Genomic DNA, 17,476 nt, shown 5'->3' on the forward strand with positions numbered 1-17,476 from the left:
CTGGCGTTTAAACCACATCATACAAAGGAAAATATCATGTCTCGAGTTGGATTTATTGGTCTGGGCATCATGGGCGCACCAATGGCGCAGCACCTGCTGGACGGCGGCCACAAACTGTACCTGCACGACATCAAGAACCCGCCGTTCCACCTGATCGAAGCCGGCGCCACCGTGTGCACCTCGGCGGCGGAAGTGGCGGCGCGTGCCGACATCATCATCATCATGGTGCCGGACACCCCGCACGTGGCCAACGCGCTGTTCGGCGACGAAGGCGTGGCCAAGGGCCTGCGTCCGAACACCATCGTGGTCGACATGAGTTCGATCTCGCCGATCGAAACCAAGGCCTTCGCCAAGAAGATCAATGCGCTGGGTTGCGAATACCTGGACGCGCCGGTGTCCGGCGGCGAAGTGGGCGCCAAGGCGGCCTCGCTGACCATCATGGTCGGCGGTTCGGAGGCGGCGTTCGAAATCGTCAAGCCGCTGTTTGAACTGATGGGCAAGAACATTACGCTGGTCGGCGGCAACGGCGACGGCCAGACCACCAAGGTGGCCAACCAGATCATCGTCGCGCTGAACATCCAGGCCGTGGCCGAAGCGCTGCTGTTCGCCTCCAAGGCCGGCGCCGATCCAGCCAAGGTGCGCTCTGCGCTGATGGGGGGCTTCGCCAACTCGCGCATCCTGGAAGTGCACGGCGAGCGCATGGTCAAGCGCACCTTCAATCCCGGCTTCCGCATCGAGCTGCACCAGAAGGACCTGAACCTGGCGCTGCAAGGCGCCAAGGCGATGGGCGTGTCGCTGCCGAATACCGCCATGGCGCAGGAACTGATGAACGCCTGCAGCGCCAACGGCCTGGGCGGCATGGACCACTCGGCGCTGTGCCGCGCGATTGAAATCATGTCCAACCACCAGATCGCCGAGGCGTAATGAGCACCTTCAATCCACGCCAATTCCTGCTTGACCTTTACGGCTCGGCCGTGAACGCGGTCAGCGCGGAAAAATGCCTGCCCGCGTACCTGCCGGAGCCGCCGAAGAACGGCCGCACGCTGGTCATCGGCGCAGGCAAGGGCGCGGCCGCCATGGCGCGCGCCGTCGAGCAGCACTGGAAGGGCGACATTTCGGGCCTGGTCGTCACGCGCTATGAACATGGCGTGGACTGCGAGCGTATCGAAGTGGTCGAAGCGGCCCATCCGGTGCCGGACGAAGCGGGCCGCGCGGCGGCCGGCCGCATGATGGAGATGGTCAAGGGCCTCAGCGAGAACGACCTGGTGCTGTGCCTGATCTCCGGCGGCGGCTCATCGCTGCTGGCGCTGCCGGCGCCCGGCATCACGCTGGAGCAGAAGCAGGCGCTGAACAAGGCCCTGCTGCGCAGCGGCGCGGCGATCTCCGAAATGAATTGCGTGCGCAAGCACCTGTCGGCGATCAAAGGCGGGCGCCTGGCGCTGGCCTGCGCCCCCGCGCGCGTGGTCACGCTGCTGATTTCCGACGTGCCCGGCGACGATCCCGGCATCATCGCCAGCGGCCCGACCTTGCCCGACGCGACCACCTGCGCCGATGCGCTGGCGGTGTTGCGCAAGTACGACATCGCCATTCCCGACAGCGTGCGCGAGCACCTGGAATCCGGCGCAGGCGAAACGCCGAAACCCGGCGATCCGCGCTTCGCCCGCAACAGCCACCACGTCATCGCCATCGCGCAGGACGCGCTGGAAGCGGCTGCGGCCCATGCCAGCGCGGCCGGCATCACGCCTTACATCCTGTCCGACGGCATCGAGGGCGAATCGCGCGACGTCGCCATCGTGCACGCGGCGATGGCGCGGCAGGTGGCGACTCGCGGCCAGCCGTTCCAGAAGCCCTGCGTCATCATCTCCGGCGGCGAAACCACGGTGACGGTGCGCGGCTCGGGTCGCGGCGGACGCAACGCCGAGTTCCTGCTCAGTCTCGCGGTGGCGCTGGAAGGCCATCCCGGCATCCATGCGGTTGCCTGCGACACCGACGGCATCGACGGCTCGGAAGACAACGCCGGCGCCCTGTATGGACCGGATTCGCTGGAACGCGGCCTGTCGCAGAAGCTACGCGCCAAGACGCTGTTGGAAAACAACGACGGCTACGGCTACTTCAGCGCCTTGAACGACCTGGTGGTCAGCGGCCCGACCCGCACCAACGTCAACGACTTCCGTGCCGTTTTAATTCTGTAGATAAGGAATACCCAATGCGACGTCAACGTCAGGCCAAAATCGTGGCCACGCTCGGCCCGGCCAGCAGCACCAAGGAAGCCATCCTGGCGCTATTCGAGGCCGGTGCCGATGTGTTCCGCTTTAACTTCAGCCACGGCACCCATCAGGACCACCAGGCGCGATGCAACATCGTGCGCGAGATCGAACGCAGCGTTGGCCGGCCCATCGCCATCCTGGCCGATTTGCAGGGACCCAAGCTGCGCGTGGGCCAGTTCGCCGAAGGCAAGGTAAAGCTGGAGGCTGGTCAGGAATTCTCGCTGGACCGCGATCCGGCGCCGGGCGATGCGCAGCGCGTCTGCCTGCCGCACCCGGAGCTGTTCGAGGTGATCGACGCCGGCCAGTCGCTGCTGCTGGACGACGGCAAGGTGCGGCTGGCGGTGCTGGCCAACGAGGGCCGCCGCGTCATCCGTACCCGCGTCGTCAATGGCGGCGTGCTGTCGGATCGCAAGGGTGTCAATGTGCCCGACGTGGTGCTGCCGATTCCCGCGCTAACCGCCAAGGATCTGCGCGACCTGGACTTCGCGCTGGAGATGGGCGCGGACTGGATCGCGCTGTCGTTTGTGCAGAGGCCCGAGGATTTGCTGCAGGCCCGCGCCATCGTCGGCGACCGCGCTTCGCTGCTGGCGAAGCTGGAAAAACCTGCGGCGATGGATGCGCTGGACGCGATCGTGGCGGTGTCGGATGCGATCATGGTGGCGCGCGGCGACCTGGGTGTCGAGTTGCCGCCGGAGTGCGTGCCGGGCGTGCAAAAGCGCATCCTGCGCGCCTGCCGCCAGCAGGGCAAGCCCATCGTCATCGCCACGCAGATGCTGGAATCGATGATCTCCACGCCGGTGCCGACGCGCGCCGAGGCGTCCGACGTCGCCAGCGCGATCTATGACGGCGCGGACGCGGTGATGCTGTCGGCCGAATCGGCCAGCGGCGCGTATCCGGTTGAAGCGGTATCGATCATGAACCGCATCATCTGCGAAGTGGAGAAGGATCCGCTGTACCGTCAGATGATCGACGCGCAGAACCAGGCGCCGATGCCCAACAGCGGCGACGCCATCTGCTCGGCACTGCGCGACGTGACGCAGATCGTCGGCGCGGTGGCGACCGTGACCTACACCAGTTCCGGCCACACCAGCCTGCGCGCGGCGCGCGAGCGGCCGACGGCGCCTATCCTGAGCATCACGCCGAACCTGTCGACGGCGCGCCGCCTGGCGCTGGCGTGGGGCGTGCATTCGACGGTCAGTCCGGACGTGCGCAATGTCGACCGGATGGTGGCGGCGGCCTGCCAGGCGGCGTTGCGTGAAGGCTTCGGCCAGCCGGGCGACCAGATCGCGATCACGGCGGGCGTGCCGTTCGGCCAGCCGGGCAGCACCAACCTGCTGCGCATCGCGCAGATCTGGCCGACCGACGAACCTGTCGCGGCGTGATTCTATCGTCGTCTGGTGGCGCTGCGGTTCCCTTGATACTGCAGCGCCAGTTGGTCGGAATAGGGCAGATCTACTTTCAGGCTTCGCCAATATTTGGCACGGTACTGCTGCTTTGCCTGTACTTGAATGCACCGGCATTGGCGTTGGGCTGCGCGCTCGGCGTCAGTTCCGCGTCGCTTGCGGCATGGGCGATGCGGCTGCCGCCGGAAAACCGTCATAACGGTATATACAGTTTCAACGGCGCGCTGACCGGCATCGGCCTGTGCGCCGGCTATCGGCTGGACGGGGCGCTGCCGGTCTGGATCGCAGCCAGCGGCCTGCTGACCGCCGCGCTGACGCAGGTAATGCAGCGCCTGCGCATCCCGCCATTGACGCTGCCGTTTGTCCTGATGATGTGGCTGGCCATGGCAATAGGCCAAAACTTCGGCTTGCAGCCATTGACGACGCTCGTCGCCGCCAGCTGCGGCAGCGCCCCCTTGAACTATCTGTTTTGCACGTTGAGCCAGGCGACCTTTATCGGCCTTGCGCCGCTGGGCATGCTGCTGTGGGCCGCGATGTCGCGGCGCGACTGGCATCTGGCCATGTCGGCGCTTGCGGGTGCATCCATATCCTGGCTCACGTTCATTGCCACCGCGGCGGCATGGCCCGACAGCGGCATCGCGGCCCACGCCACCGGCGCCGGCATCAACAGCACACTCGTCATGCTGGCCCTGGGCAGCCGGCAGTACCGCTGGCACCTGCGACTGGCGGGCGTAGCGCTGAGCATTGTGCTATCCGTCGCCCTCGGCGGTCTCTCGCTCTCATACTTCACGCTGCCGTTCATCCTGGCGACCTGGATGATACTAAGCGGTATTAAGCGGCATTGACATACTCGGTCAATCCGTCCGCCAGCGCGGCGAAGGTGGTGGCGCAGGCGGGATTGCTGCGCAGGTTTTCGTGCATCGCCAGCCAGGTATCGAGCGGGATGGTCAGCAGGTCGGGCAGTACGCGCACCAGTTGCGGATCGCGTTCGGCCAACCGGACCTGGCAGATGCCTATGCCCAGCCCCGCGCGGATCGAGGCCAGATGTACCAGGTCGCTGTCGCTGCGCAGTGCGAAGGTGTTGCCTTTCAGGTCGCCCAGCAGATGCTGCAGCTTGCGGGTGAACGCCGTCTCGCTGTCCACGCCGATCAGCGAGTGGTTGGCCATGTCCTGCCAGCTCAGCGGCGTGCCGCGACGCTTGAGATAATCGCGCCGCGCGTGGAAGCCCAGGTCGATGTTTCCGATACGCCGCGCCACCAGCACATCCTGGTCGGGGCGTTGCATGCGAACGGCGATGTCGGCATCTCGCCGCAGCAGGTTTTCGATGCGGTTGGAGGTCGTCAGCTCGATGGTGATGCCGGGGTGGTGCCGCGTCAGCCGCGCCAATATCGCCGGCAGCACCTCGACGCCGACCACGTCGCTGGCCGTGATCCTTACCGTTCCCTTGATTTCTCCATGCCCTAGCCCCGACGCCGCCCGCAGCAGCGCGGAAGACGTGGCTTCCAGCGTTTCGGCATACGAGCGCAGCGCATGGGCGGCCTCGGTCGGAATGAACCCTGTCTGCGAACGGGTGAACAGCGACAGCGACAGTGCCTGCTCCAGGCCGTCGATGTGGCGGCCGACGGTAGGCTGCGTCAGGCCCAGCGCGCGGGCGGCGCCCGACAGCGATCCCTCGCGCAGCACGGCGAGAAAGGATCGGTATAAGTCCCAGTTCGGTTCAGTCATACGAAATTGTATAGCGTCTATGCGAATTTAGGTAATTTTCTTTTAACTCCGTTTGGCCCACACTGGCTACATCAACTCACCACACGGAGAACACCATGGAAAAGACAGCATTGGTATTGGGCGCGACGGGCGGTATCGGCGGCGAAGTGGCACGTTTGCTGCTGGCGCGCGGCTGGACGGTCAAGGCGTTGCACCGCGCTCCGCTCAGCGCGGCAAAGCAGGGCGACGGCCTGCAGTGGCTGGCCGGCGACGCGATGAATCGCCAGGACGTGATCTCCGCCGCGCAGGGCGCGCAGTTGATCGTGCACGCGGTGAATCCTCCCGGCTACCGTAACTGGGGCGCGCTGGTGCTGCCGATGATAGACAACACCATCGCCGCGGCACGCGCCAGCGGCGCGCGCATCCTGCTGCCCGGTACCGTCTACAACTACGGCCCCGATGCGTTCCCCCTCATCGACGAGGAGTCGCCGCAGAATCCCGTCACTCGCAAAGGCGCGATCCGCGTGCAGATGGAGGCACACTTGCAGGCGGCGGCCGCCGAAGGCGTGCGCACCTTGATCGTACGGGCCGGAGACTTTTTCGGGCCGAAAGCGGGCAACAGCTGGTTCGCACAGGGCCTGGTCAAACCCGGCAAGCCGCTGACGGCGATCAGTTATCCCGGCAGCGTGGGTATCGGCCATCAATGGGCCTATCTGCCTGACGTGGCGGAGACGATGGTGCGGTTGATCGAGAAGGACGATCAGTTGGAGACCTTCGCGCGCTATCAGATGGAAGGCCACTGGGATGCCGACGGTACGCAGATGGTCACGGCGATCGCGCGCGCCGCCCGCCGGCCGGAGCTGAAGGCAAGCGCTTTCCCCTGGTGGTTGCTGTCGCTGGCGTCGCCGTTTGTGACGGTGTTCCGCGAACTGCGCGAGATGCGCTATCTGTGGCGGCAGCCGGTGCAGATGTCCAACCGCCGGCTGGTCAAGATGCTGGGCGTGGAGCCGCGCACGCCGCTCGACGTCGCGGTGCGGAGCACCCTGGTTGGCCTGGGCAGCCTGTAAATACTAGGCCAGTCCGTATTTGGCAAGGATGCGCTGCGACGTACCGTCGGCATCCATCGCCACCTTCGCGCGTTGGAACTGCTGGGCGGTGGCGTCGTCGAAGTCCAGCGATCCGGCCAGCCACGCGGTGGTGCTGCGTACCGGTGGACTGACCTGGAAATCCTTTTCGGCGTTGCGGCTTCTGAGCGAACTTTGAATGATGAACCGCTCCCCGAATGCAGCATCGGCCATGCCCTGGAGGAGAAAGCGATGGACTTCCTCGATTGAGCTTGCTTCGATCAGGTTGTGGTAGCCCAGATCCTGCAGCATGAGGGCCTGGCCGGCGCCGCGCAACGTGGAGATGCGTGCGGACTTCATCAATTCCGGATGCTGGATATCGAATTTGCCGCTGCGTGGCGCGAGGAACAGATAATGTTCTTCATACATCGGCGCCAGCCAGCGGAATTTGTTCTCACGTTCCGGCAAGCGGGTAAGCGGAAAAATGACGGTGGCCGTCATGGTCGTCGCCAGGAACTGAGCGCGTTTCCAGGGGAAGAATTCCACCTTGGGCTCGAGCTTCATCCTTTTGCACAATTCCATCAGCAGCTCGTACAGCGCACCGGGCCTGTCGCCGCCGTTCTCGAGGACCAGCGGCGGCAGGTGTGCGGTGACTACACGCAGTTGCCGGCTTTCCGCCGCCAGGACGGAAGCGGGGGCGCAACCAAGTGCCAGCGCCAGGTTGAATAAGGTACGCCGTTTCATGGCGCTATCCTACCCGATTTTAGTCCTGCTCGGACCACAGCTTGCCGGCGGTGGCCCAGCTCTCCCGCTTGCACTCGTGGATGATGATGTCGACCGATTCGGCCGACGCGCCCAGCGTCTGCACGGTGGCTTCGGTGACGGCTTTGACGAATGCGCGCTTTTGCTCCAGCGTGCGGCCTTCAAAAAGTTGTACGTTAATAGTCGGCATGGAGCTTCCTTTCAGGAGCGATAGTTCGGGCTCAGTTTATCCAGTTTGCGCAGCAGCGCGGGCCATTCGAGGCGTCCGTCCGGGCTGCCGTTGCCCAGCAGCTGCAGATGCGTCTTCAGGCAGGTTTCGTGCGGCGGCATATGCAGCCTGCCGTCGCCGGATTGCGCCTTGAGCTGGATGGTGCAGGCTTTGTCCAGTGCCTCCATCAGCACGAATGCCTCGGCGATCGTCCTGCCGCAAGCCAGCGTGCCGTGATTCCGCAGCAGCATGGCCGGACGTGATCCAAGGCGTTCCAGCAGGCGCGCCTGCTCGGCATCGCTCATCTCCAGGCCTTCATAGTCGTGATATGCCAGCTGCTCATAAAAACGCAATGCGTGCGCCGACAGCGGCAGCAGGCCTTCGCGCTGGGCGCCGACGGCGATGCCGTTCACATTATGCAGATGCATGACGCAGCCGATATCGTGGCGCGCGCCGTGCACCGCCGCATGCAGCGCGAAGCCCGGGCGGTTGATGTCGTATTGCGCCGCATCGACCGGGTTGCCGTCGCCATCCACCTTTACCAGATTGGAGGCGCACACCTCGTCAAACCGCAGACCGAACGGATTGATGAGATAGCGGCAAGCCTTGCCCGGTACGGCGGCCGAGATGTGGGTGTAGATCAGATCGTCCCAGCCGTGCAGGGCGCACAGGTGGTAGCACGCGGCGAGATCGACGCGTGCCTGCCATTCGTCCTTGTTCATCCGCTTAGTCCTGGCGCTGGTGCACGACGCTGCCGGCGGCGTAGGTGGCGGAGATGGCGCGGTCGTCGCCCAGCATGGCGATGGCGAACAGCAGCTCTTCGATCGAATCGGTGCGCTCGGTGCGGCGTGCCAGCAGTGGCGTCGCCTTCGGATCGAGGACGATGAAGTCGGCCTCGGCGCCGGGCACGAAGTTACCGATCGTGCCTTCCAGCTGCATCGCGCGGGCCCCGCCCAAGGTGGCGAGGTAGAACATGCGCATCGCCTGCAGGTAGGTACCGCCCATGCGTGCCACTTTGTAGGCTTCGTTCATCGTCTGCAGCATCGAGAACGAGGTACCTCCACCGACGTCGGTCGCCAGCGACAACGGGACCCTCTTCGCAAAGGCACGCTCGAAGTCGAACAGGCCGCTGCCGAGGAACAGGTTGGAGGTAGGGCAGACGGAGATCGCCGACTGGGTCTCGCCCATGCGGGCGCGGTCGGTGTCGTCCAGCCAGATGCAATGGGCGTACATCGAGCGCGGGCGCATCATGCCGAAGTGGTCGTACACGTCCATGTAGCTGCGGGCATTGGGGAACAGCGATTTGACCCAGGCCACTTCGTCGGTGTTTTCCGCCACGTGGGTTTGCAGGAAGGTGTCCGGATAGGCCTTGGCCAGCGCGCCGGCCAGCTCCAGCTGCTGCTCGGTGGAGGTCGGGGCGAAGCGCGGCGTGATCGCGTACAGCTGGCGGCCGCGCTTGTGCCATTTCTTGATCAGGTCTTCGGTTTCGCGGGCGCCGCTTTCGGCGGTGTCCTGCAGGAAGTCGGGACAGTTGCGGTCCATTAGCACCTTGCCGGCGACCATGCGCAGGTTGCGTTTTTCGCTCTCGGTGAAGAAGGCGTCCACCGATTGCGGATGCACGGTGCAGTAGACCATGGCGGTGGTGGTGCCGCAGCGGGTCAGTTCATCGAGGAAGAAGCTGGCGACGTTGGCTGCGTGCTCCGGATCGGCGAATTTTCGCTCGGTCGGGAAGGTATATTTCTCCAGCCATGGCAGCAGGCCGGGCGCGGGCGAGGCGATCATGTCGGTCTGCGGATAGTGCACATGGGTGTCGATAAAGCCGGGCATGATGATCTTGCCGCGGTAGTCGTGCAGCGGCGTGTCCTTCGGCAGGAAGCCGATCAGCTGGCTGAAGTCTCCGGCCAGGTGGACCTTGCCGTCGTTGACGATCAACAGGCCATCTTCGTGCCACAGGCAGGCGTTGGCCTGGTAGGCCGGGTCGTCGCTGAAGTGGAGAAGGCTGGCGCGATATGCCTGGAAGTTGCCGCTTTGGGTGATGATGCTTGCCATGATTTGATTCCTCGATTTTTGCGGACGGCAGTTGACGCGCGCGCAATTGGCGGCGCGACTGACATGGTCGTCGGCGGTTAAGGCGGGCGCGTGGCGCCACACCGGCTGTACGTTTTGTGGATTTAAACTAGCGCGACGGCTAGATCAATGAGAGGCGATGACGCGCTCCCGCCCCGGCGCTGCCGGAGAGTGAGGGCGCCCAGGCTGCAGGCAATGTAGAGAGAATCAGATCGCGCATTATGTGCTGAGTTCCGATGTTTCGAGAGTAGCGGATGCGTCGATTTTAACACTAATCTCCGCCGGAGTCAGAGCCGCGGCTTCCCACACCTGCATCAACTGCGCGGCCACCGAGACGGCGATGACGGCCGGCGCCTTGTCGTGGATGCCGGGCAGACCGATGGGGCAGGTCATGTCGGCCATGCGGGCGGCTGGAATGCCGCGTTCCTGCAGGCGGCGTTCGAACGACACGCGCTTGGTCCTCGAGCCGATCAGCCCGAACCAGGTAAAGTCGGTGCGGCGCAGGATATGTTCGGACAACTGCTGGTCCAGCGCGTGACTGTGGGTCAGCACCAGGAAGGAGGCACCAGCCGGCGCTTCTTCGACCACGGCTTCCGGCGTGTCGGTCGCTTCGACCCGCACGTTAGCCGGCAGCACCGGCGGGAACATGTCGTCACGTTCATCGATCCACACCACCTGGCATGGCAGCTCGGCCAGCGCGCGCACGATGGCGGCACCGACGTGGCCGGCGCCGAACAGGTAGAGGCGAGGGCGGTAGGGCAGGCAGGAGTCGATCAGCCAGCGGTGGCCGAAATCGTCGATGCGCACCTTGCAGTCGATACCGGGGCCAGGACGGGCCAGCATCGCCGGGCCGGGTCCGGACAGGTGGACGCCGGCTGCGTCGTAGACGCTGGCCGGCTCGGCGCAGTCCAGCGGCACCAGGCGCCAGCTGTCCTGGCCGTCACGCCAGCGGCGGGCCAGCGCGCCGAAGTGTTCGCCGGCTTCCGGCATGATGCGTTCAAACGCCAGGTGCACCACGCCGCCGCAGCATTGCCCCAGGCTGGGACCGAGCGGGAAGCGTTCGAGGCGACGCTCGGCATGGACGTCGCCGGCGGGCATGGCCAGCATTTCGCGGGCGATATCGGTGGCGACCATTTCAAGATGGCCGCCGCCGATGGTGTCGAAGGCGTGATACTGAGTGATCAGCATCTTGGCGCCCGGTTCGCGCGGCGCCGAGCCGGCGACCTGCGCCACCGTCACCAGCACGCGCGGCACTGCCTTGCTGGCGGCCGCCGTCAGCGCGTTGAGGTTGAAAGGCATACTGTTGTTGGACATGTCAACCTCGTTCCTGGACCGCAGTGATGGCGTTCAGGATGGATTCGCTGGTAGCCGGGGCGCGCAGCGGCGGATTGTACTTGTGGTCGGCCACGGCGGAACAGGCGTCGCGGATCGCCAGGAACACCGAGAATGGCAGCAGCAATGGCGGCTCGCCGACCGCCTTGGAGCGGTGTATGCTGTCGGCCACGTTGCGGTTCTTGAACAGGCGCACGCTGAAGTTCTCCGGACAGTCCGACACGCCGGGGATCTTGTAGGTCGACGGCGCGTGCGTCATCAGCTTGCCGGCCGCGTTCCACCACAGTTCCTCGGTGGTCAACCAGCCCATGCCCTGTATGAAGGCGCCTTCCACCTGGCCGACGTCGATGGCCGGATTCAGCGAGTTGCCGGCGTCGTACAACGCGTCGGCCTTCAACAGCTTCCATTCGCCGGTCAGCGTGTCGACCACCACTTCCGACACCGAGGCGCCGTAAGCGTAGTACGAGAACGGGTTGCCACTCATGGTCTTCGGATCCCAGTGCAGGCCCGGCGTGGCGTAGAAGCCGTCCGACCACAACTGGACGCGCGCCAGGTAAGCCTTCTGAACCAGCTCCGAGAACGGAATCGCAAGGTCGCCGACGTGGACGAAGTTGGCTTCGAAGCGCACGGTGTCGGCATCGCCGTCGTGGCGCTTGGCGGCGAATTCGGCCAGGCGCTTGCGGATGGTGTTGGCCGCGTCCTGCGCCGCCTTGCCGTTCAAGTCCGCGCCGGTGGAGGCGGCGGTGGCCGAGGTGTTGGCAACCTTGCTGGTGTCGGTGGCGCTGGCGCGCACCATCGCCAGGTCGATGCCCAGTTCATGTGCCACAACCTGGCATACCTTGGTGTTGATGCCCTGGCCCATTTCGGTGCCGCCGTGGTTGACCAGCACCGAGCCGTCCGTGTAGATGTGCACCAGCGCGCCGGCCTGGTTGAAGTGGGTGACATTGAAGGCGATGCCGAATTTGACCGGCGTCAGCGCCAAGCCGCGTTTCAGCACCGTGCTTTTGGCATTGAACGCGTTGATTTCCTCGCGGCGCTTGCGGTAGTCCGACTCCTGCTCAAGCTGCGCGACCAGTTCGTGGATGACGTTGTCGACGACTTTCTGCTGGTACTGCGTGACGTTGCGGCCTTCCTCGTCGTTGCGGCCGTAGAAGTTGATCTTGCGGACGTCCAGGGCATCCATGCCCAGGTTGCGGGCGATTTCGTCCATGATGTATTCGATGGCGATGGCACCCTGCGGGCCGCCGAAGCCGCGAAAGGCGGTGTTCGACTGCGTGTTGGTCTTGCCGGCCATGGCGCGGATGTCGACGTCGGCCAGGTAGTAGGCGTTGTCGAAGTGGCAGACGGCGCGGGTGGCGACCGGCGCCGACAGGTCGGCCGAGAAGCCGGCGCGCGACACCATCTCCACCTTGGCGGCGACGATGCGGCCGTCGTCGCCGTAGCCCATCTCGTATTCATAGTAGAAGCAGTGGCGTTTGCCGGTGACCATCATGTCGTCGTCGCGGTCGGCGCGCAGCTTGACCGGCTTGCGCAGATGCGCTGCCGAGATGGCGGCGCAGGCCGCCCAAAGCGCCGATTGCGATTCCTTGCCGCCGAAACCGCCGCCCATGCGGCGGCACTCGACCACGATATCGTGCGAATGGCGGTGCAGGGCGTGCGCGACCACGTGCTGCATTTCGGTCGGGTGCTGGGTCGAGCAGTAGATCAGCATGCCGTTGCCTTCCTTCGGAATGGCATACGAGATCTGGCCTTCCAGGTAGAACTGTTCCTGGCCGCCGACATGCAGATCGCCTTTCAGCTTGTGTTTCGAACGCTCGAACGCCGCTTGCGCATCGCCACGCGCCAGGTGCATCGGCGGGACGACGAAGGATTTCGCGTCGCGCGCGGCTTGCGGCGTCAGAATGGCCGGTAGCTCCGCGTATTCGATGACGGCTTTCTTGACGGCGCGGCGGGCGTTGTCGTGCGAGTCCGCCACCACGATGAAGATCGGCTGGCCGATGTATTCGACCAGTCCTTCGGACAGGATAGGGTCGTCGTGAATGATAGGACCGCAATCGTTGGTACCGGGAATGTCCTTGTGCGTATAGACGGCGACCACGCCAGGCATGGCCTTGACCGCGTCGAAGTTCATCGACAGGATGTTGGCGTGCGCCTTGGACGAGATGCCCAGCGCGGCGTGCAGCGTACCTTGCGCTTCCGGGATGTCGTCGGTGTAGGTGGCTTCGCCCAGCACGTGCAGCACTGCCGATTCGTGCGGGTGCGACTGGCCGACTTCGGCCCAGGCCATTGGAACTCCGGGAACTGCGGGCTGCGTCAGGAATGCTTCGGATTTGCTGTTCATGCTGGCACGGCTCCTTCCGCGTAGTGGTAGGCGTTGATCGATTGCACCGGCTGGGCGGAGTCCGGATTGGTCTCCAGCCAGTAGCGGCGCAGCAGGTTTTGCGCGGTCTTCATGCGATAGTTGGCGGTGGCCCGCATGTCGCTCAGCGGGGTGTAGTCCCTGGCCAGTTCGGCCATCGCCAGTTTCAGCGTTTCTTCGTTCCAGCGCTTGCCGTTGACGGCCGCTTCGGCCAGTGGCGCGCGGCGCGAGGTGGCGGCCATGCCGCCGTAGGCGATGTGGGCGTCGCTGACGATGCCGTCCTTCAGCGTGAAGGCGAAGGCGGCGCAGACGGCGGAGATGTCCTGGTCGTAGCGTTTGGCCAGCTTGTAGGTGCGGAAGTGGATATCCTTGCGCGGCAGCGGAATGCGTACGGCTTCGACGAATTCGCCCGGCTGCCAATCCTTCTTCATGTAGTCGAGGTAGAACTTCTCCAGCAGCATGGTGCGCTGGCCCTTATCGCTGCGGATGACGATTTCCGCGCCGAGCACGATCATCCACGGCGCCGAGTCGCCGATCGGCGAGCCGTTGGCGACGCTGCCGCCCAGGGTGCCGGTGTTGCGGATAGGCTGCGAGGCGAAGCGCTGCCACATTTCGTGCAGCTCGTCCTTGTAATGCTTGCAGACGGCCTCGTAGGCATCGTTGAGCGAGACGGCGGCGCCGATGGTCAGCACGCCGTCGCTTTCTTCCATGTGGTGCAGTTCGCGCACCTGGCGCACGTAGATGATGTCGCCGAGGTTGCGCATCTGCTTGGTGACCCACAGGCCGACGTCGGTCGAGCCGGCGACGATGGTGGCGGTCGGTTTTTCAGCGCGCAGCGTGGCCAGTTCGGCCAGCGTGCGCGGTGCGTGGAAGGTTTGGCCGTCGTGGCTGTAGCTATACATTTCGGTTCGCTGGATGGATTGCAGCGAGGCTTTCAGCGCCTCGCGATCGAAACTGACGTGAGGCAGTTCGCCCATGCGGCGCGCGGCATCGATGATCGGACGGTAGCCGGTGCAGCGGCACAGGTTGCCGGACAGCGTTTCATCGACGGTCTTGCGGCACGGCGGCGTGGTCTGGCCGTCCTGCTTCAGGTACAGGCTCCACAAGGACATGGCGAAGCCCGGCGTGCAGAAGCCGCATTGCGAACCGTGGCATTCGACCAGTGCTTCCTGCACCGGATGCATGCTGCCGTTGGCCTGCTTCAGGTCCTCGACGGTGAAGACGGCCTTGCCGTCCAGCGTAGGGACGAACTGGATGCAGGAGTTGACCGACTTCATGGCCACTTCGCCGTCGGGCTGCAGCTCGGCCACGACCACGGTGCAGGCGCCGCAGTCGCCTTCGGCGCAGCCTTCCTTGGTGCCGGTGCAGTGCAGGTCTTCGCGCAGGTGCTGGAGCAGGGTGCGGGTTGGTGCGCCGCCCGCGACGTTGTGCACCTCACCGAGGTAGAAGAATCGAATTGGTTCAGTCATGATTGCTCCGCAATTACTTGGTTTGGAACTGGCGCAGGAAGTCCAGGAAGATCTGTGCCGACACTTCGGCGTCGTCGGCCGTCATGGTTTCCAGCGGGTTGTGGCTGATGCCGCCGTTGCCGCAACGGGTGAACAGCATGGCCACGTCGGTCATGCGGGCCAGCGCCATGGCGTCGTGACCGGCGCCGGACGGCAGTTCGAACACTTCGATGCCGGCGCGCTCGGTGGCGGCGGCCAGCTGCCTGACCAGCCATGGCGCGCACGGTGCGGCCGGAGCCTGCATGATCTTGGTGACCTTGAGGCCGATCTGGCGGCGCGCGCAGACGGCTTCGGCCTGATTCAGGATGTCGGTGACCGCGGCGTCGCGGGTCGCATCGTCGGCGGCGCGGATATCCAGCGACAGCTTGCAGGCGCCGGGAATCACGTTGACCGAGCCGTCCGGCACGTGCAACTGGCCGACGGTGCCGACCAGCGAAGGTTCGCGGCCGCAGCGGTCTTCCACGTACAGCACGATTTCCGCTGCCGCCGCTGCTGCGTCCTTGCGCATGATCATCGGCGTGGTTCCAGCGTGGCTGGCCAGGCCGGTCAGTTCGACCTGGTAGCGGCAGCTGCCGGCGATCGAGGTGACGACGCCGGTCGGCAGGCCTTTGCCCAGCAATACCGGGCCTTGTTCGATGTGGACTTCGACGAAGGCCAGCACGTCTTCCGGCTTGCGCGCCACCGAGGCGATCTTGCCGACGTCGTGGCCGGCTTCGGTCAGCGCGGTGCGCATGGTGATGCCCTGGGCATCGGCCTTGTCCAGCAGCTTCATATCGAACTGGCCGATGACGGCGTTCGAACCGAGGAAGGTGCTTTGATAGCGCACGCCTTCTTCTTCCGAGAAGCCGATGATCTCCAGGTCGAACGGCAGGCGTTCGCCGCGCTCGTTCAAGTGCTTGACCACGGCGATCGGCAGCAGGATGCCTTCGCGGCCGTCGTACTTGCCGCCGTTGCGGACGGTGTCGTAGTGGGAACCCGTCAGCAGTGCCTTGGCGCCCGGCTTGTCCGATTTGTAGCGGCCGACCACGTTGCCGACCGGGTCGATCTCAACCTCCATGCCGGCTTCCTTCATCCACGCCGCCAGCTGGGCGGCGGTCTTGCGGTGGGCGTCGGTCATGTAGGCGCAGGTCAGGTTGTCGGCGTCGTCGCTCCAGGCGCCGATCACTTCCGACCATTCCATGATGGTGGGGCCGAACTGCAGTTGCAGTTCCAGCAGTGCGTTCAGGCGCATTTCGGCGATGCGGCCGATCTGGCGCAGGCATTCGGCCAGTTCGTCGTCGCGCTGCGAACGCAGGCGGCGGCTGAAGGCGGCGATGATCTCCTGGCGCGACAGGCCGTTGCCGGTCGGGCCTTTCACCGCGAGGATGAAGGGGAAGCCGAATTTGGCGTTGTAGTCGGCGTTCAGCTTGTGCAGCGTGGCCAGTTCGTCGGCGCTGCAGTGGGTTAGGCCGGCCTGCGCCTGTTCGCCGGTCGATTCGGCGGTCAGTTCGCCGGCCAGGGCCGCCTTGCCTGCCAGTTCCGGGTGGGCGCGGACCAGGCCCAGTTGTTCGTCCTCGGTGGCCTTGCGCACGACGGCTTGCAGCGCCTGTTTCAGGGCGGACGTGGTGGCGAATGGACGCTGCGCGGCGGCGCGCTGCGGGATCCATGGCGAATGTTCGTACAGGCCGTGCAGCTGCTGGGTGAACTCTTCGGCGCTGCAGCCGTTCAGGTGATCTAGTGTGATTGTCATCGTTGTGCAGGCGGGGCCTGTCTCCTCTTGGTATAAGAGGAATGATATATGGCGGGGGAGGCTGTTATATATGCCCGGGGCCATAACCGCATTCAGCCCGGGCTTATGGGAAGTGTTGTGACCTTGCCACGGATTATTTGGAGACGAGCGCCTGCGCCGCCTGCGTGACCTGGTCGCGCAGCCATTTGTGTTCCGGGGCCTGGTGCACGCGCTCGTGCCACAGCTGGTAGAAGCGCATCGCTGGAAAGCGCACCGGCACCGTGAAGGTCTTGATCGGCAGGTTGCGCTCATAGAAGCGCAGGTACTGGCGCCCCGTGGTGAGTACCATGTCGGTCTGCGTCAGCATGTAGGGAATCAGGCTGAAATAGGCCGATTCGACGACCACGTTGCGCTGGTGGCCCTGCTGCGCCAGGAAGCTGTCGATCACGCCGTGGAAGCCTGGCAGCGTGGGCGAGGGCGCCACGTGGGGCAGGCTCAGATAATCGGCCAGCGTCATGTCGTCCGGGCCGGTGCGCTTGGCGTAGGGGGCGTCCGCGCGCATGGCGCAAATAATCGGGTCCTCGAACAGGCGTGACAGGTGCAGGTGCTCCGGCGGCTGCTCCCAGTTACCGATCAGCAGATCGAGCTCGCCGTCGGACAGCATGCGGATCGAGTCCACTTCCGCGCCCAGGCTGTGGATGATGATGCGGCTCTTGGGCGATTCGCGTCGCAAGCGCGCCACGACGTTGGGCAGGAACTGGATGTCCAGGTAGTCCGGCGCGCCGATGCGGAAGGTACGGCTTTCCTCCTTGGAGGCGAAGGGCGTCTTGTGCAGGAACAGCTGTCCCACTTCGTCGAGGATGCGCTTGGCCGGTTCCTTCAGGCTTTCGCCATGCTGGGTCGGCACCATGCCGCGGCCGCCGCGCACCAGCAGCGGATCGCCTGTGAGCTCGCGCAGCTTTTGCAGCGAGGCGGAGATAGAGGGTTGCGTCTGATCGAGCTTCATCGCCACGCGGGAGACGTTTTTCTCGCAGAGGAGCATGTACAGGATGCGGATCAGATGCAGGTCTAAGTGGTCGGGAAGTTGTGCCATA

General features: G+C 64.9%; 15 protein-coding genes. 5 read left to right on the forward strand and 10 right to left on the reverse strand.

Annotation, left to right across the window (positions count from 1 at the left end; genetic code table 11):
• Positions 1-36 precede the first annotated feature (36 nt).
• Genes ACCD07_RS10030 through ACCD07_RS10045 form a run of 4 tightly spaced genes read left to right on the forward strand, consistent with a single transcriptional unit; the run spans position 37 to position 4,515 of the window.
• Complete coding sequence (locus tag ACCD07_RS10030; protein ID WP_176650772.1) at positions 37-924, forward strand: 2-hydroxy-3-oxopropionate reductase; 888 nt, start codon at positions 37-39, stop codon at positions 922-924.
• Complete coding sequence (locus tag ACCD07_RS10035; RefSeq protein WP_176650773.1) at positions 924-2,192, forward strand: glycerate kinase; 1,269 nt, start codon at positions 924-926, stop codon at positions 2,190-2,192. The genes ACCD07_RS10030 and ACCD07_RS10035 overlap by 1 nt, the downstream gene beginning before the upstream one ends.
• A 14-nt stretch (positions 2,193-2,206) precedes the next feature.
• Complete coding sequence (gene pyk, locus ACCD07_RS10040; protein WP_176650774.1) at positions 2,207-3,649, forward strand: pyruvate kinase; 1,443 nt, start codon at positions 2,207-2,209, stop codon at positions 3,647-3,649.
• Positions 3,650-3,681: 32 nt separating this feature from the next.
• Positions 3,682-4,515 (forward strand): urea transporter, encoded by an 834-nt coding sequence (locus tag ACCD07_RS10045; RefSeq protein WP_413447253.1) that lies wholly within the window; start codon positions 3,682-3,684, stop codon positions 4,513-4,515.
• On the opposite strand, the gene ACCD07_RS10050 is transcribed toward ACCD07_RS10045, so the two are convergent.
• Positions 4,502-5,395 carry a LysR family transcriptional regulator gene (locus ACCD07_RS10050; RefSeq protein ID WP_413447254.1) on the reverse strand — a complete coding sequence of 298 codons (894 nt, stop codon included), beginning with the start codon at positions 5,393-5,395 and terminating at the stop codon, positions 4,502-4,504. The genes ACCD07_RS10045 and ACCD07_RS10050 overlap by 14 nt on opposite strands.
• Positions 5,396-5,490: 95 nt before the next feature.
• Between ACCD07_RS10050 and ACCD07_RS10055 the strand changes: the two genes are divergently transcribed.
• Positions 5,491-6,441 (forward strand): SDR family oxidoreductase, encoded by a 951-nt coding sequence (locus tag ACCD07_RS10055; RefSeq protein ID WP_413447255.1) that lies wholly within the window; start codon positions 5,491-5,493, stop codon positions 6,439-6,441.
• Between the two features lie 3 nt (positions 6,442-6,444).
• Here ACCD07_RS10055 and ACCD07_RS10060 read toward each other — a convergent pair whose 3' ends face one another.
• From ACCD07_RS10060 to ACCD07_RS10100, 9 genes are all read right to left on the reverse strand, one after another.
• Positions 6,445-7,182 carry a substrate-binding periplasmic protein gene (locus tag ACCD07_RS10060; protein WP_413447256.1) on the reverse strand — a complete coding sequence of 246 codons (738 nt, stop codon included), beginning with the start codon at positions 7,180-7,182 and terminating at the stop codon, positions 6,445-6,447.
• A gap of 19 nt (positions 7,183-7,201) precedes the next feature.
• On the reverse strand, positions 7,202-7,390 hold the full coding sequence (locus tag ACCD07_RS10065; protein ID WP_413447257.1) for a 4-oxalocrotonate tautomerase: 189 nt from the start codon (positions 7,388-7,390) through the stop codon (positions 7,202-7,204).
• 11 nt (positions 7,391-7,401) lie between these two features.
• Entirely contained in the window at positions 7,402-8,130 is a 729-nt protein-coding gene (locus tag ACCD07_RS10070; RefSeq protein WP_413447258.1) for a class II aldolase/adducin family protein, read from the reverse strand.
• 4 nt (positions 8,131-8,134) lie between these two features.
• On the reverse strand, positions 8,135-9,457 hold the full coding sequence (gene guaD, locus ACCD07_RS10075; protein WP_413447259.1) for a guanine deaminase: 1,323 nt from the start codon (positions 9,455-9,457) through the stop codon (positions 8,135-8,137).
• Positions 9,458-9,694: 237 nt separating this feature from the next.
• Positions 9,695-10,789 (reverse strand): xanthine dehydrogenase accessory protein XdhC, encoded by a 1,095-nt coding sequence (gene xdhC, locus ACCD07_RS10080; protein ID WP_413447260.1) that lies wholly within the window; start codon positions 10,787-10,789, stop codon positions 9,695-9,697.
• Between the two features lies 1 nt (position 10,790).
• Complete coding sequence (xdhB, locus tag ACCD07_RS10085) at positions 10,791-13,148, reverse strand: xanthine dehydrogenase molybdopterin binding subunit (RefSeq protein WP_413447261.1); 2,358 nt, start codon at positions 13,146-13,148, stop codon at positions 10,791-10,793.
• A complete protein-coding gene (xdhA, locus tag ACCD07_RS10090; RefSeq protein ID WP_413447262.1) occupies positions 13,145-14,635 on the reverse strand; it encodes a xanthine dehydrogenase small subunit in 1,491 nt (496 codons plus the stop codon). Before xdhA ends, xdhB begins: the two co-directional genes overlap by 4 nt.
• Positions 14,636-14,648: 13 nt before the next feature.
• Positions 14,649-16,403: an allantoate amidohydrolase gene (locus tag ACCD07_RS10095; RefSeq protein WP_413447263.1), complete on the reverse strand. Its 1,755-nt coding sequence runs from the start codon at positions 16,401-16,403 to the stop codon at positions 14,649-14,651.
• A 133-nt stretch (positions 16,404-16,536) separates the two neighbouring features.
• Positions 16,537-17,475 carry a LysR family transcriptional regulator gene (locus ACCD07_RS10100; protein ID WP_413447264.1) on the reverse strand — a complete coding sequence of 313 codons (939 nt, stop codon included), beginning with the start codon at positions 17,473-17,475 and terminating at the stop codon, positions 16,537-16,539.
• Position 17,476: the final 1 nt, after the last annotated feature.

Source organism: Duganella sp. Dugasp56, from assembly GCF_047304105.1.
In the GTDB taxonomy this organism is placed as follows: Bacteria; Pseudomonadota; Gammaproteobacteria; order Burkholderiales; family Burkholderiaceae_D; genus Rugamonas; species Rugamonas hordei.